This window comes from Salinivibrio sp. PR6 (assembly GCF_001995955.1).
Taxonomy (GTDB): Bacteria; Pseudomonadota; Gammaproteobacteria; order Enterobacterales; family Vibrionaceae; genus Salinivibrio; species Salinivibrio siamensis.
Map to the genome: position 1 here is coordinate 242,265 of NZ_MUFA01000001.1, position 15,271 is coordinate 257,535.

Sequence of the window (15,271 nt, forward strand, 5' to 3'; positions counted from 1 at the left end):
TGTGCAACTTTGAGACCACTTTCGCAAAGGCTGACGACTTTGGGTGATTACTGGGGAATATCAATCCCGGCGTCGCGCATTTTGGCGAGCTTATAGCGCAGTGTCCTGGGGCTGATCCCTAAGCGCTCTGCCACATCTTTACGCCGCCCCTCACAGGCTCGAATGGTCTCCAGTATGATGGAAAACTCCTGATCGCGTAATTCATTGCCTAACCCTGCACCATTAGACTGCGCTTCCATCGCATCATGACTCGGTACTGAGGATGACGTTGTCGCCGAAACGGTTGATTGGCTATCCATCACCTTACTTTGTAAACTCGAGGCATCTTGCCAGTCTTGCCCTTCAAGTAAAATATCTGTCGCTTGAATATGAGATTGGGTTGCCAGTATCAAGGCACGCTGCATCACGTTATCAAGCTCCCTGACATTGCCCGGCCAGGTGTAATTCAACAACTTTTGCTCAGCGTCAGGCTGTATGCTTGGGCAAGGGAGACCTTGTTTTTGACAATGCCGTGATAATAAATAGTTTGCCAGCGGGATGATGTCACCTGGGCGTTCATATAACGCGGGCCACGTGATGGGAAACACATTCAGACGGTAATATAAGTCTTCACGAAAGTGTCCTTGGGCAACATAGTCTTTTAGATCGCGGTTGCTAGTAGCAAGCACGCGCAAGTCAAGCTGAATGCTTTTGCGACCCCCGAGGCGTTCCACCTCTCGCTCTTGTAACACACGGAGCAGTTTGGCTTGTAGCCCCAAATCCATCTCACTGATTTCATCCAATAAGATAGTGCCACCTTGGGCTTGCTCAAATTTTCCCGGACACGCTTGCACAGCACCGGTAAACGCCCCTTTTTCATAGCCAAAAAGGGTTGCTTCCAGCATGTTTTCTGGAATCGCGGCACAGTTAATCGCGACAAACGGGGCACTCGCGCGGGTAGAATGGTCATGGATATAGCGCGCCATCACTTCTTTACCCGACCCTGAGGGTCCAAGGATCATCACGTTGGCATCAGTGTTGGCAACCTTATCGGCCAAGGCTAACAAGGCGACGCTTTTAGGATCCTCTGCAATGGCATCCGAGTCGTCACTTTTAACCGGGGCGTAGCGACTGACCATATTAAGTAGCACTTCAGGCGCAAAGGGTTTGGCCATATAGTCGATCGCCCCCTCTTTCATGGCAGCGACCGCATCCTCAATGTTGGCATAAGCCGTCATGAGCAAAACGGGTAAATTCGGCATATGTGTTTTGATTGAGCGCAAAAGCGCCAAGCCATCCATACCCGCCATCTGTACATCTGAAACAACAATATCAATCGGCTCGGCTTTGAGTGTCACTAGGGCTTGCTCTGCACTGTCCGCCTCACGCCAATGGTATCCCGCCAAGGCTAGGGTATCGACCAGCGCCTCGCGCAAACCTTCATCATCTTCAACGATTAGCACTGTGGTTTGGCTCATTGTGTTTCTCCTACGCTCTTACCCTGCTCTGCCGCTACACCCTTGGCGAGCGGCAAACACAATGTAAAACAGGCCCCTTTTTCAGGCTCCGATTGTAAGGTGAGCTTGCCATCATGGGCATGACACACCATTTGCACAACGGCGAGGCCAAGACCTGTACCTTGCTGTCGTGTAGTAAAAAAAGGCTCTAAAACTTTCGCTTGCAGTTCAGGCGCAATCCCAGGACCATTGTCCGCAACAGACAGCAATAAATTATCGCCTTGTTGGCGCGAATCAACCACAACTTGGCAGCCCTTGCCTGCCACTTGAACGGCATTGACGACCAAGTTACTCAGCGCGCTGGCCAATGCATTGGGGTTACCGAGCAACGCAAGACTCTCATCATCACTGTTGATGGCAAAGTCAACATCGTGACCTTGAATCACCGCATCCACCATCGGCTCGAACTCGTTAAACAACTGCTCAACGGTAAACACTTTAACCACTTTATTGTCGCCACCCTTCGCAAACAACAACATATCATTCACTTGTTTTTCCAAGTCATGTAGCCGGTCTAACAGTTTGAATTGAAACCGCTGCCGTGTCGCATCGTTGAGGTTAGGCGCGCCAAGATTCGACGCATATAAAATCGCGCTAGATAGCGGCGTACGCACTTGGTGTGCCAGCGACGCCACCATTTTCCCCAACGACGATAGCCGTTGCAGATCACTGACGCGCGACTGCAATAAACGGGTTTCTGTCATGTCGGTGATCAAGATAAGTTGCCCTGAATCGGACGCAGAAATGGCAAGCTTCACCCGACGACCATCTTTGAGAGAGACTTCGTGTCCATCATCATCTCGCGGCGAGAATGCGCGTTGAATCACATCAAACCATCGCTGCTGAGTAAGCGGTTCCCCAAGAAGGCGATGTGCCTCTGGATTGGCTTCAGCGACACGGCCATTCGCATCAAGCAAAATAACGCCTGCTGGCATCACATCGAGAACTTGCTTATACCGAGTGACTTGTTGATCCACTGATCCCAGTGGCGAAGATTGGGTTTCCATTTAGGCAACACACATTTCGATCAAGGTTTTACTCACTTAAGCAGAGATTATGCCATAAAAATAACTAATATTATCAGCCAGTTGAAGACAAAAAAGCGAAGTCATTTTTTTGACTCCGCTTTTTGACGCCTCGTCGTTCTAGATTAATTCTTCCTTATTCAATCCGTACTTTCGCATCTTTTCTACCAGTGTCGTTCGCCGCATACTCAGCATGTCAGCCGCCCTAGCAACCACACCAGACTGCGCCTCTAACGCCTGCTTAATCAAATCAATCTCAACCTCGGCGAGGGTTTCTTTCAAGTTAACCCCCTCAGGCGGCAAGCTTGTGAGCCCTGGGCTATCTGCAAAGCCTGGCATATCCTCTTCGAAAGCAGGTTCGTCCGGCTCATGAAACATCGCCGTTAGCGCATCACGCTCCGCCATTTCAGTATCTTCGACCGAATAGGCCTCAGGCTGGAATTCAGGGATATCACTGTAGCGATATTTAGCTGGCAAATGGTTCACATCGACCATTTGCCCAGGATACAAGATAACCAAACGTTCGATGAGATTAGCCAGCTCGCGCACATTGCCTGGCCACTCATGCTCCATCAGCGAATTAATCGCGCGAGGTGAAATATGGATCCGACCATTACCTTCCACATCAAGACGAGACATGAGCTCATGGATCAATAGCGGAATATCATCAATTCGCTCGCGCAGCGCTGGCATTTCGATAGGAAAGACATTGAGTCGATAATACAAATCTTCTCGAAACTCACCTTCTTTGATCATGGTTTCTAGCGTACGGTGGGTCGCGGCAACGACGCGAACATTGGCGCGAATGCTTTTGTTGCCTCCCACTCGCTCAAACGTGCGTTCTTGCAACACACGTAACAATTTGACTTGCATTGGCATCGGCATGTCCCCGATTTCATCCAAAAACAGCGTTCCGCCTTCCGCCAGTTCGAAGCGCCCTTTACGCGCTGAAATCGCGCCCGTAAAGGCACCTTTCTCGTGACCGAAGAGTTCGCTTTCTAACAGCTCTCCTGGAATCGCCCCACAATTGACGGGCACAAAGGGGCCAGACGCGCGCGATGAGGCATGGTGAATATGACGCGCCACCACTTCTTTTCCGGTACCGGATTCACCGAGGATCAAAACACTGGCTTCGGTAAAAGCGACCTGTTCAATAAGATGACGAACCTGTTCGATGGCATCGCTTTTGCCCACCATATTATGAAAGGCGGTATTATCGCCAGACAACTGTGGAATACTGAAAGCCTGTTTACCGGCAAACTCGCGGCAATGATGGAGTGCATCGAATAATTGCGGGTAGTTCAAAGGTAGCCCAAGTTCACCCACATAGTTAGGTAACCCTGAAAGCTCACGATCGTGGCGTCGAATCGCAATCACAGGCACGTGATGATAGGTAGCAAGCTGCTCAAGTACTTTTTCAAGTAACGGTGTCGAGCGGACGTGGCCAAGAAAACATGCGCCCCAGTTTTGCTCCCAAAGTGCATCACTGACATCTGTGGTCGAGTGAAGCGCGTAACGCTCGCCGATAAAGTCGAGTATCACGCCGAGATCGTGACGAAACTGGTCATCGTCATCGATAACGAGGATCTTTGCTAAATCTTGCATGTGTGAGATACGTCTGCCCTGATAACTTTTTATAATTGTGTCGCTTTTAAGCAACAACAATCTCAATTTTAATCAAGACATTGTAATAGAGAACGCGCATAAGGCAACCGGAGACACAGTAAACCTGTGACTCCAGTGCCATGTCAGTGGTTTGATAGGCAGTTTAACTGGTCGCTTGAGTCATATTATGGTATTCGGAAGGGATCTGGTCCCAAGCGGATTTTATCTCTCTTAACAGCTCAATCACATCGTCGATGGGTTCCGGTTTGTTTTCCAAATTCGCGGTACTCACCTGACGAATCATAAAGTCATAGATGGCGTCTAAGTTATCAGCAATATCGCCGCCATCATCCATTGATAGACATGCACGTAGATTAATAATGATATCTAACGCTTTACCTAACCGCTCACCTTTGACGGATAAGTCGCCTTGTGCCATGGCAGCTTTGCCTTGAATTAAGCGCTCAATCGCGCCGGCCATCAGCATTTGGATAACCTTATGAGGCGACGCAGCGCTTAATTGACTGTCAACCGAGACCTTCTTGTAGGCCTGTAGTGAGCCTCTCATAGTCTTCCTCACTTATTGAAATTTCTTATACAGCTGCACAGACTGCTTCCCCTTGCGCTGCTGTAACAAGCGCTTGGCAGCATCGGCTTTCTGCCCCTCGAGTGCATCAATGAGCGTTTCTGTTCTTGCTAACGCCTGAGACCATTGCTGTTGATTCGGCGCTTGTGGCGACGCTGCAATCTGCTCAAGCAACGCTTGTCTGTCATGCAATTGCTGAGCCAGTTTTTCTGAATCAATGTCACTCATGTTCAATTGCTGCGCAATTGCTTCATCAATCTGCTCGAGTGCGTCGAGCCATTCGGATACCTGGGTCATCATTAACCCGGCATAATGTTTTGCATAGCTTGTAACTGTGAACGCATTTGCGAGGTGGCTTCTTCCATCGCAGAAAAGCGCTGCATGGTGCGCGACTCTAAGTTTTCCATGCGGCGGTCTAACTCTCGTTGATCATCACGAAGGCGAAGTTTTTGCTCTGACAATGTGCTTTCACGATTACTGATCGCACCACCCGCGCCGGTAAAGCCGCCGACGACTTGTTCAAGCTGACGCGCAAAACCATCATTACCACCAAAAAAACCTTCCAATGCGTTAAAGTTTTGACGCAGTTGCCGATCAAGCACCTTGTTGTCGACTTCTAGACGACCGTCCATAGTGGTAGTGACACCAAGCTCGCTCAGGGTTTTCATTCCCTCCGGGGCTTGCTCAATCGGTGACGAGAAAAGATTGCGCAATCGACTGGTTGCCGTTCGAATGACACTTTCCCCCACCAAAGGGCCACCTTGCTGGGTCTCAGGGTCATACTTACTGACCGCTTGCGAGACACGGAAAAACGCATTGTAATTATCGACGAACGACGTAATGGTCGAACGTACAGACTCTCGGTCATGTTCAACGGCGAGTGCCAACGGCTTATCACTGGTTTGCGCGACTTCCAGTGATACGCCTTCGATGGCATTATCAAAGGTGTTCGTGGCACTGGAGACTGACGCGATACCATCAATTAGTATCTTGGCATCTTGTGCAGCTTGCATTTGTGCCATGCCGTTATTAGCTTGTCCCGCTTTGAAGCCTAACTGATGAAGCGCACTCCCCACTTGCGCATCAACACTGACTTCCACCTGATTATCCGCCCCCGTTTTATTGCCATTCAACACCATGCGTGCGCCGCTATCATCTTGGATAAGCGACGCTTGTACACCGGGATTTTTCGGATCGCTATTAATCGCACGCACGATGTCTGCCAAGCTGTCTTTGCCTTGGGGAACATCAATCACACTGGTGCGATTACCCATGGTAATAGTGAGCTTGCCACTACCTAAAGACGCATCAGCATCAACGCCCGGTGACACAAGCTTGTGTGCACCCGCGAGTTGCTGAACATCGATTTGATAACGACCGGGGATGGCATCTGGCGTCGCGCTGGCGCCAAGTGCGTCTGGATTGCTAACTGATGTGGTTCTCGCCGCAAAACCTTCATTGCGACGAAAATCGTACATTTGGGTTTTGAGTTTATCGAGAGATTCTTTTAAGCGGCCAAACGCACTGATGTCGGTTTCGACATCATTCATGCGTTTGACGATACGCTCTTGTTTAGGTGCACGCTCAGCATCCACGATTTTAGTGACCATGGAGTTGATATCCATGCCACCGCCCATGCCTGCTGCCTTAACACTCATAACGACTCTCTCACCTCGTTATACCTTTTCTGTGACAAGCCCTCGCGCGTGTTGCGACAATTGCTTAGCAAGCTCTAACATTTCCTGCTCTGGGATCTGACGGATGATGTCACCACTGTTCATTTCATAAACGGTGATCACACTGCGTCCTGTGTCTTCATCCAAACGGAATGCGAGCCCCTTGTTAAAGTCGGACATAAACTCATCGAGCCGCTCTACCAACTTCTCCAGTTGTTTGCGTTGTAGCTGGCGATTTTCCTCAATGCGCTGTGACTGCTCTACACGGCGTTGTTGCATTGACTCTCTCGCCTCACGACGCTCTGCCTGCTGGTGCTGGCTGACCGGATCTGGGCGTACTTTTCCAACTCTTACATCTCTAGCAACCTTTGTGCCATCAGAATGAGCTGAGTGCGGCAGGGATGAATTTGTAACGGATGAAATGTCCATCGCTATTCACCTCCCAAAACGTAGCGGCGGCGATTAGGCCGCCACTCGTGAATGGTTTAACCGAGCAAGCTCAGTGCGGCTTGTGGTGCCTGCTTGGCTTGCGCCAAAATAGAGGTACCAGATTGCTGCAAGATTTGTGACTTGGTCAAGTTGGTTGTTTCTTTGGCAAAGTCAACATCACGGATACGGCTGTTAGAGGCCGAGACGTTTTCATTAACGTTATCCAAGTTGGCAATGGTGTGGCTCAAGCGGTTTTGCTTCGCACCCAATTCCGCACGGTGAGAGTCGATAAACTGCATTGCATTATCAATCATACCCACGGCTTTTTGCGCACCACCCATAGACGAAACATCAACATCTTTAATGGTTTCATCTACTTTGGTACCCATGGCTAGCGATGTTGCCAAGGCGCCGGTGAAGGTAGCATCTGATCCAGCACCGGTTACGATTTGCAGCTCGCCATCTTCAGTCACAGACGCGCTCAGCTTGTCTTGAGATTGACCATTGATGTAAGTAGCGATCTCTTCAATATCATCTCCGCCTTTGGCCGTCACGTTGATAGACGTAGACGTGCCGTCAGCGTTAGTGATATTGATTGCCATGGTGGCACCGGCAGTCGCCGTCCAACCTGCTGATTTTGCGTTAGCCGCCGTAAAGCTTGCCCCACCCATTTCACTGTGGTCTGCACGGATGTTTTTAAACTCCATCATCACAGCTTCACCGGCGTCTGCACCCACTTGGAAAGAGCGCGTACCGAAGGTACCGTTAAGCAGTTTCGCCCCACCAAACGAGGTGGTTTCTGCGATACGGTTCAGTTCGTCTTTCAGCGCAACAACCTCTTCTTGGATTGCAGCACGTTCAGAGTCACCGTTCGCACCGTTAGCTGATTGCAGTGACAAGTCACGCATACGTTGCAAGATGTTGCTTGACTCTTCCATCGCACCTTCAGCGGTTTGCGCCATTGAGATGCCGTCATTCGCATTTCGTACAGCCACGCCCAAACCACTGCTTTGTGCCATCAAACGGTTAGAAATCTGAAGGCCTGCCGCGTCGTCTTTAGCACTGTTAATGCGAGAACCGGATGACAAACGCTCCATCGAGTTGTTCAGCGCATCCGTTGAGTTATTCAAATAACGCTGAGCAGTCATCGCAGGGACGTTAGTGTTAACAGTAATAGCCATAACTATTCTCCTTTGGTTCTAGGTCCGGCTTCGCCCAGCTGACCAGGGAAAACCAGTATCAAAATTGTTCACAACCCATTTAGCGGCGCACGTTGAGAAAGCTTTAGCTTTTTTTGTCGGTGCTTGGCGGTGCATTTACACCACTGCCGTAAGGCGCTATGAAGGTTAACGCCCAAAGGAGAAATATCTTTAGCAAGATTTTGCGAAAAAATGGCACAAAAAAAAGCGGCAACCCATTGCCGCTTTTAGTGTGTTGATATAAAGAGAATTATTGCAGAAGGTTCAGTGCCGCTTGTGGCATCTGTTTCGCTTGCGCCAACATGGAGGTGCCCGCCTGCTGCAAGATCTGCCCTTTGGTCATTGCCGTGGTCTCTCGGGCAAAGTCGGTATCGCGGATCCGGCTATTCGATGCCGCCACGTTTTCCTGAATATTCGACAAGTTGCTAATGGTGTGGCTGAGTCGGTTTTGCTTGGCACCCAAGTCCGCACGTTGGCTGTCAATATAGCGCATAGCCGAATCAATCACCCCAACGGCCATTTGCGCGCCACCAACATCCGACACATCGAGGTCGGCGGCGGTGACCAAATCACCATTGCCAGACACCATCCCCAACGAGGTCGCCAGTCCGCCACCAAAGGTCACCGCACCTTCAACTTTGTGCTCTTCGATAAAGACTTGTAGTTGACCCTCTTCATCGACTGAGGCGGTTAACATTTCGCCAGACTGACCATTAATGTAACTGGCCAGCTCCTCGACATCATCACCCGCTTTCGCGGCGATGGCCATGCTCACGTTTTGGCCATCTTTAGTAGTAAACTGCAGCTGCAACGTTGCCGCCGCAGGATCGACTTCCCACCCTGCCGATTTTGGCTGAGTACCCGTGAACTCGACCCCACCCATGCGGAAATCATCAGCGCGAATACTCGATAGTCCCATGATGATCGCCTCACCGGCATCCGCACCAATTTGGAACGAGGCTTCACCAAACGAGCCATTAAGCAATCGACGGCCACCAAACGCCGTGGTTTCAGCAATCCGGTTAAGCTCATCTTTCAGTGCTTCTACCTCTTCTTGGATAGCGACACGCTCAGATTTACCATTGGCACCGTTTGCAGACTGGAGGGAAAGATCCCGCATACGCTGCAAAATGTTGGTCGATTCCTGCATTGCCCCTTCGGCAGTCTGCGCAATAGAAATACCATCATTGGCGTTTCGCATTGCCACATCAAGGCCTCGTGTTTGGGCAACCAAACGGTTAGAGATCTGCAAACCCGCCGCGTCGTCTTTAGCACTGTTAATTCGGCTACCTGACGACAGACGTTCCATTGAATTATTCAACTCATCGGTCGCTTTATTCAGGTAACGCTGCGCAGTCATCGCAGACACGTTGGTGTTAACTGTTACACCCATTTTGCTCTCCTTTGACTTTCGCTTGCTTTGCGAAACAGCCTACCCGCGACGTGTTGCACTGTGTTTGGCGGTGCTGCGGGAACAGCTTGTTAATCAGTTTCAAAATCAGCCCGTTCAAAAACTGGCCGCTTGTTCGAATAAATACAATATGTGTGCCAACTTTTATAAATCATTAAAAATCATAATGTTAAATGCTTTTCGTTGTCCTGATAGCCAAAATTGATTCAAAAAACGCTGCCGCTTTTCTGTGCTTGGCGGCAAGGTGCGGCAATGCCTCGCCTAGCTTTTTGCCGTCTATGTGAGCGTTAGCCTGCAAGTTAGCGGCCAACTTCGCTCAACAGCCGGACGCGAGGCATATTTTTTGCTAAATTATTGGCTTATCGATTCTCGCCAGCCTCTTGCGGTAATACGCGAGGCTCTCACGGATAACAGGACGATGTAACCGATGACGCAAGACAATGACGGCCACACTAATATGACGCTAGATGACGCCTTCCAGCTCGGGATTCGTCTTTACCAAGAAGGGAAGAAAACCGACGCGCGGCAAGTGTTCGAGCAAATACTGAGCCACGCACCCGATACCGTGCAAGTGCGGCAAGTGCTGGCCGTATTGGATGCGGAAGCGGGGCAACACACGCAAGCAATGGCTCACCTTGACCACGCGCTTGAGCATGCCCCTGACGATCTGTCTTTGTTGTTCGATAAGGCACAGCTATTGACGCAACAAGGGCATAATCACGCGGCCATGGAACTTGTTGAGACATTGTTTGCCGCCGCTCCGACGAACCAAGACATCCTTAATTTGCGTGAGCAGTTAACGGCCAAGCTCGGCCTACAGGGAGAAAGTCGTCGAACGCATGCTTTGCGTGACGAGCTCCACCAGCTAAAAAACCAAGGGCTGGCCGATGAAATTAACAAAACCTTGTCAGTGGCGGCTGATTTGGTCGCTGATGGGCATAGTGACCAAGCTGAGCAGCTTTACCAAACCATACTCACGCTGGAGCCGGATTACCCACCGGCGCTGATGGCATTGGCGCAACAAGCATTGGATCAGAAAGCGTTCGGCAAAGCACAACAATTGCTACTACGTGGCAGTGAAAAAGCACAGGCTCATCCAGTTTGGCAACTGCTACTCATCCGCGCAGAAGCCGGACTGGGGGAGTATGCCAGCGCGCGCCAGCGCTGTTTAACGACCTATAAGCAAACGCAAGACACGGCATTTTTACGTCAACTCCTGGTGGTTTATCTCAATGAAGCTAACTGGCTAGAAGCAAGTAAACTGGCCAAACAATGTTTGCGTGATGAACCTGAGCGCGGTGAATTACACTATGCCTATGCCCGTGCGACCTTCGAACTGCTCAAGCAGCACCATCAATTTACCCAAGATAAATTAACCGATTGCTACCAGATCCACCTCAAGGCACTCAATCATGTCAAGGATAAGCAAGCCAATACGTTACAAGCACAACTGGGCGAGCTTGATTGGTATATGGGCGATATTGAGCAAGCACAGCATCGTCTAGAAGCATTGCTATCGGCGCAGCCGGATGATCAGGCACTGCGATTTAACCTGGCGTTTGTCTATCGTACGCAAATGGCCTGGGAGAAATTCTACCAAGCCAATGAAGCTGGGATTGAATGCGGTCGCCGCCTCAAATATCACGGCAACTTACCCCGTTGGGATTTATCTCGGCCAAAAACCGATGCCGTGCTTATCATGCCCGAGCAAGGGGTTGGGGATGAACTGGCTTATTTTCACAATGTTGCCATGGTGGTTGAACGCGCTCGGAAAGTGTATGTCGGCTGTGATCCCCGCTTAGAGCCCCTACTACGCCAAGCTTTCCCCAGCACGGAAATTGTGCCCATTTCTCGTACTGACGGGAAAGACATTTTTGTGCCAGAGCATGTCCTAGCCGATATTGATAGTTGGATTGCCGGTGGCTCGTTGGCGGGCCTGTGCTACCAACACTTTGGGCGCCATTTGTATCACCAAACCTACATTGTCCCAGATGTCACCGCCGATGCGCCTTGGATCGCCCCGTTAGCCGAGCTACATCAACACGGGCCCGTGTTTGGCGTGTGTTGGCGAAGTGGCCTCGCCGCCGCCACCCGTAATATTCACTATTTGGTCGCGGATGAATTGGCTGGCTGGATAAAAACCATGCGCCAGCTTTGCCCCAATGCCCAGTTTGTCAATTTGCAATATGGTGAGTGTGATAAAGAACTCAGTAAAATTAAGAAACAAACGGGGATCGAGATCGTCTCCTTGCCGGGACTGGATCTTAAAAATGACTTTATGGGGACGGCGCACACAATCAAACAATTGTCTGGTGTGTTTACCGCAGGGACAGCGGTACACAGGCTGACCGTCGCCGTTGGCACCCCATGTTATGTGTTTTTTGCCGGCCATCAGCACAGTGATATGCAAACCCCTGACGCGATGCCGGGGAACCATGAGTACGCGTTCAGTTATCCGCCCATGCTCAAAGATAAGCAACCCCTGCTCGATGCCATGGCACACCGTATGGTGAGTGACCTCTGCCCCTAAAGGATGAGACTGCAAGTCTAAACGGATACAAAACGGGGCCGCTGATGCGACCCCGTTTTTCTCTTATCCTCGGCATCTTGTGGCCACCAAAGGCTTACGCTTTGGGTTAGATATAATTAAACAGCGAGAGATCTTTCGTTTTGGCAAAGGCCTGTTGGGACGCTTGCAGCGCGAGCATGTCCTCGTTCATATCGATGGCCGCCTGGGTATAGTCCAAGTCTTCCATGGTGCCCAGTGAGCGGTTGAGTACCAACTTGAAGTCTTTGTGCATACTTTCTTGCCGATCTAAGGTGGTCAGTCGTGTTCCCACTTCTGAACGAGCCTTGTTCAAATGCTTGAAGGCTGCTGCAAACTGTTCGGTCACTTGGTGGAGTTCTGCTGTGGCAGACGCATCGTCAATATCGGCATAAGACAGCGCGGCACCATTTTTAAACGAATCAAAAACGTTAAAACTGTCTTGCCTTTCAAGATTAATGGTATCACCTGGCTTCATCTCACCCTCGAAAGTCATTTTCAGCGTGTTCCACTCAACGCCGTTTTGAGGATCATAGAGCCCGGCACTGACCTCAGTACCATCTTGCATCAACGAGTAGGTGGTGTCTCCACTCGCATTAACGTCAAAAGACACCGAATAGTTAGAGGTATCCGCATCATTGGTATTTTCCGCTTTCGCCATCAGCAGTAAAGACCCGTCTTCAAGATCGTATTCAGGCTGATAATCACCAAAAGGGTTATCAATTTCCATAAACAGTTTATCGCCTGGATCAGACGTCGGCACTTCTACCGCTGGGGCTACTTGGGCCGTACGAAAGTAACTATCCCCCGCATAACGCACGTTGCCTTGGCTATCACGATAAAAAGGCTGCGTACTGGTTTGGGTACCAGAAAACAAGAAATTGCCTGACTCATCCTTGGTATTCACCAAGTCCATAAAGTTATCAAACATCCCTTGCAAATCTTGCCGATGCGCGGTGCGGTCTTCCACCGATAACGAGCCGTTGATCATCGCCATCACTTTGCGTTTCGCGCCGTCCATGAGCTGTTCGGACTCATCAATCGCGATTTCTTCGCGAGTTTGTCGGTTTCGCGCTAACGTTATCGAGTCAATAAATTGGTCAATCTGCTCATCTTGCTGGCGAAAGTTTTGAATGTAGATAGACGACACCGGATCATCACCGGATGTAATAACACGTTTCCCCGTCGCCATCTGCTCTTGGTTATCCTGCACCTTCACATTCTGACGCATAATGTCGTTGGAGACCGACTGGTAATTGTGAAAGCTGGCAATACGACTAATCATACTGTCCTACCTTATCGCGTTGCATTGAGCAGAGAGTCAAATGTTTCGTTAGCGGCGGTCATAATCCGTGACGCCGCCATGTACGCGCGCTGAAACTTCATCATATTGGCCGCTTCTTCATCCAGGTTCACCCCAGACACTTCCGCCACACGACTTTCTGCGGCATCGTGTTCAACCATACTCACATCTTGCAGACGCTCATAAGAGGCTTTTTGCACCCCAAGATCGGTACTTAGTCCCTCATAGACATCGAGCACCGTCGAGCGACCGTTATCCATTAGTTTTTCCGTTTGCAGCTCCTGCATACGGATAAGATTACTATTGTCACCATCAGCCGGGATAAGGCTGATAGCCAGCACATCATCCGGTGCCGCTTTATCGTTGACCTCAATGATGGTGCCATTGACATCAACCGGCCCACCCGGTGGGTAGGCCTGTGGCGCGACCAAGACTTGCCCCTTAGGGTCGGTCACCGCAAATTGGCTACCATCGGGGGAGATCCGCACTTGAAACTCTTTTTGTCCACCGGCTTGTAGAATTCGCACATCACCGTCGCCATGGCTCACCGAACTTGCACTGACATAACTTTGCGCCGCGATATCTGCCGGATCCTCCATGGTCACACGCATTTGCCCTGCCGCTGAGCGAGCGGGACGAATCAATACGCGTTCATTGGCCGCCAAGCCGGCATCCACTTGCACTCGCATTCCGTCAACATTAAAACTAGGCGGGGTGCCACTCGGTGTCACCGTCGATTGCTTTCCATCCGGTGATGTCAGGGTATATTGGGTGCCATCAAATTTCAGTTGATAATCGCCCCGTTTGAGCTGCTGAAGATCATCGATATAGACTTTTAAGTCAGCGGTAGAGTCGCCGTTTTGGATCACTCGGGCGCTGGCAATACGGTCATTATTAAAGTCAGTGAAAATATTCTTTCCCACTTCCCCATTCAGATCAAAACCCTGACTCTGTAAGTCATTGAGGGATTGAGAGAAGCCAATGGCCATCCGACCTAATTCGTCTCGCGCTTGTCCTAAGGTATCATCACGATATTCAAACAATGCCCCGAGTTTGCCGCGGATGTCTTGATTAGAAATCGCTTTCACTGTCTTCCCTTCCACCAACGCCAAACGACGCTCTTGATGGTCAGGCTTACCCGGCAAGGTGGTCAATTCACTGCTATTCATGCCAGACACCAACATATGGCCACTGCCGATAATCACGTTGAATAGCCCATCTTCTCGCGCGTTTACGCTCACTTGGGTATATTCAGAGAGCTCTCGGATCAGCTTGTCATGCCGGTCTAGCAAGTCATTGGCTTCGGCGGGCGTTTTCAGTATGGCTTTATGCACATCCACCAACTCTTGACCAATGTCATTCATTCGTTTGACGGTGGCATCAATTTGCGAGGACGTATCAATTGATTGCTGCTGCAACACACCATAAACATCGTTCATACCAGAAGCGACCATACGCGCTTTCTCGAGCACGACTTTACGAGCGCCCATGTCGCTGGGGCTATCTGCCAGCCCTTTGACCGCCCCATAAAATTCGTTCATATTCTCGGGTATTTTTTTGGCCGAATGCGCCATCATATCGTCAAGCCGCCCAAGCTGCTCATTGCGGGCAGCAGCATGAGAAAGGTTTGACGTCGAGACATTTAACTCGTTGACCGCAAACTTGTCATAGTTGCGGCGTATTGCCGCGGCATGGACACCGGTGCCGTAGTTATTGCCGCCCCAAAACTGGACATCATTGGTTTTTTGCTCAACCGACTGACGACTATATCCCTCCGTATTCACGTTAGAGATATTGTGACCTGTTGTATTCAGCTGTCGCTGCGCAGTCAGTACGCCTTGCGACCCAAGGGAAAGCAGGTCCAAGCCCATTGTGCCTCCAAATAACCCGGCAATTAAAACGAGATACTAGGGGTTAAGCAAAAATTGAGCCAAGGAGTGAATTTGAGTTATTGTCTCATTAAAACAATGTATTAAGGAGTTCAAGAGTACAATTG

General features: G+C 50.2%; 11 protein-coding genes and 2 pseudogenes. 1 reads left to right on the forward strand and 12 read right to left on the reverse strand.

The genetic code is table 11. The features are described 5' to 3' along the window. Positions 1-47 precede the first annotated feature (47 nt). The 10 genes and pseudogenes from BZG72_RS16575 to BZG72_RS01165 all read right to left on the reverse strand — a co-directional run. Positions 48-221 (reverse strand): annotated as a pseudogene (locus BZG72_RS16575) (helix-turn-helix domain-containing protein); the annotation flags it as partial. Positions 222-299: 78 nt separating this feature from the next. Beyond that, a pseudogene (locus BZG72_RS01125) lies at positions 300-1,457 on the reverse strand (sigma-54-dependent transcriptional regulator); the annotation flags it as partial. After that, positions 1,454-2,503 (reverse strand): sensor histidine kinase, encoded by a 1,050-nt coding sequence (locus tag BZG72_RS01130; RefSeq protein ID WP_046074951.1) that lies wholly within the window; start codon positions 2,501-2,503, stop codon positions 1,454-1,456. The pseudogene BZG72_RS01125 and the gene BZG72_RS01130, both read right to left, overlap by 4 nt. Before the next feature lie 138 nt (positions 2,504-2,641). Continuing rightward, a complete protein-coding gene (locus BZG72_RS01135) occupies positions 2,642-4,126 on the reverse strand; it encodes a sigma-54 dependent transcriptional regulator (protein ID WP_046074952.1) in 1,485 nt (494 codons plus the stop codon). Positions 4,127-4,289: 163 nt separating this feature from the next. Continuing rightward, on the reverse strand, positions 4,290-4,694 hold the full coding sequence (gene fliS, locus BZG72_RS01140) for a flagellar export chaperone FliS (RefSeq protein WP_046074953.1): 405 nt from the start codon (positions 4,692-4,694) through the stop codon (positions 4,290-4,292). A 12-nt stretch (positions 4,695-4,706) separates the two neighbouring features. Next, positions 4,707-5,012 (reverse strand): hypothetical protein, encoded by a 306-nt coding sequence (locus tag BZG72_RS01145; RefSeq protein ID WP_077606536.1) that lies wholly within the window; start codon positions 5,010-5,012, stop codon positions 4,707-4,709. After that, positions 5,012-6,370, reverse strand: coding sequence for a flagellar filament capping protein FliD (gene fliD, locus BZG72_RS01150; protein WP_046074954.1), 1,359 nt, complete (start codon positions 6,368-6,370; stop codon positions 5,012-5,014). The genes BZG72_RS01145 and fliD overlap by 1 nt, the downstream gene beginning before the upstream one ends. A gap of 18 nt (positions 6,371-6,388) precedes the next feature. Next, positions 6,389-6,787, reverse strand: coding sequence for a flagellar protein FlaG (locus BZG72_RS01155; protein WP_274532472.1), 399 nt, complete (start codon positions 6,785-6,787; stop codon positions 6,389-6,391). Positions 6,788-6,873: 86 nt separating this feature from the next. Further along, positions 6,874-7,998 (reverse strand): flagellin, encoded by a 1,125-nt coding sequence (locus BZG72_RS01160; protein ID WP_077578001.1) that lies wholly within the window; start codon positions 7,996-7,998, stop codon positions 6,874-6,876. Positions 7,999-8,266: 268 nt separating this feature from the next. Next, entirely contained in the window at positions 8,267-9,409 is a 1,143-nt protein-coding gene (locus BZG72_RS01165) for a flagellin (protein WP_046074957.1), read from the reverse strand. Between the two features lie 445 nt (positions 9,410-9,854). Between BZG72_RS01165 and BZG72_RS01170 the strand changes: the two genes are divergently transcribed. Further along, a complete protein-coding gene (locus BZG72_RS01170) occupies positions 9,855-11,957 on the forward strand; it encodes a tetratricopeptide repeat protein (protein ID WP_077665897.1) in 2,103 nt (700 codons plus the stop codon). A 106-nt stretch (positions 11,958-12,063) separates the two neighbouring features. On the opposite strand, the gene flgL is transcribed toward BZG72_RS01170, so the two are convergent. Both flgL and flgK read right to left on the reverse strand, forming a co-directional pair. Further along, positions 12,064-13,257 carry a flagellar hook-associated protein FlgL gene (gene flgL / locus BZG72_RS01175; protein WP_046074959.1) on the reverse strand — a complete coding sequence of 398 codons (1,194 nt, stop codon included), beginning with the start codon at positions 13,255-13,257 and terminating at the stop codon, positions 12,064-12,066. A gap of 11 nt (positions 13,258-13,268) precedes the next feature. Next, positions 13,269-15,146, reverse strand: coding sequence for a flagellar hook-associated protein FlgK (flgK, locus tag BZG72_RS01180; RefSeq protein ID WP_046074960.1), 1,878 nt, complete (start codon positions 15,144-15,146; stop codon positions 13,269-13,271). Between the last annotated feature and the right edge of the window lie 125 nt (positions 15,147-15,271).

Bases quoted from the DNA above. Each gene is read 5' to 3' on its own strand.
- BZG72_RS01130 (WP_046074951.1), bottom strand. From the start codon at position 2,503: ATGGAAACCCAATCTTCGCCACTGGGATCAGTGGATCAACAAGTCACT.
- BZG72_RS01135 (WP_046074952.1), bottom strand. From the start codon at position 4,126: ATGCAAGATTTAGCAAAGATCCTCGTTATCGATGACGATGACCAGTTT.
- fliS (WP_046074953.1), bottom strand. From the start codon at position 4,694: ATGAGAGGCTCACTACAGGCCTACAAGAAGGTCTCGGTTGACAGTCAA.
- BZG72_RS01145 (WP_077606536.1), bottom strand. From the start codon at position 5,012: ATGATGACCCAGGTATCCGAATGGCTCGACGCACTCGAGCAGATTGAT.
- fliD (WP_046074954.1), bottom strand. From the start codon at position 6,370: ATGAGTGTTAAGGCAGCAGGCATGGGCGGTGGCATGGATATCAACTCC.
- BZG72_RS01160 (WP_077578001.1), bottom strand. From the start codon at position 7,998: ATGGCTATTACTGTTAACACTAACGTCCCTGCGATGACTGCTCAGCGT.
- BZG72_RS01165 (WP_046074957.1), bottom strand. From the start codon at position 9,409: ATGGGTGTAACAGTTAACACCAACGTGTCTGCGATGACTGCGCAGCGT.
- BZG72_RS01170 (WP_077665897.1), top strand. From the start codon at position 9,855: ATGACGCAAGACAATGACGGCCACACTAATATGACGCTAGATGACGCC.
- flgL (WP_046074959.1), bottom strand. From the start codon at position 13,257: ATGATTAGTCGTATTGCCAGCTTTCACAATTACCAGTCGGTCTCCAAC.
- flgK (WP_046074960.1), bottom strand. From the start codon at position 15,146: ATGGGCTTGGACCTGCTTTCCCTTGGGTCGCAAGGCGTACTGACTGCG.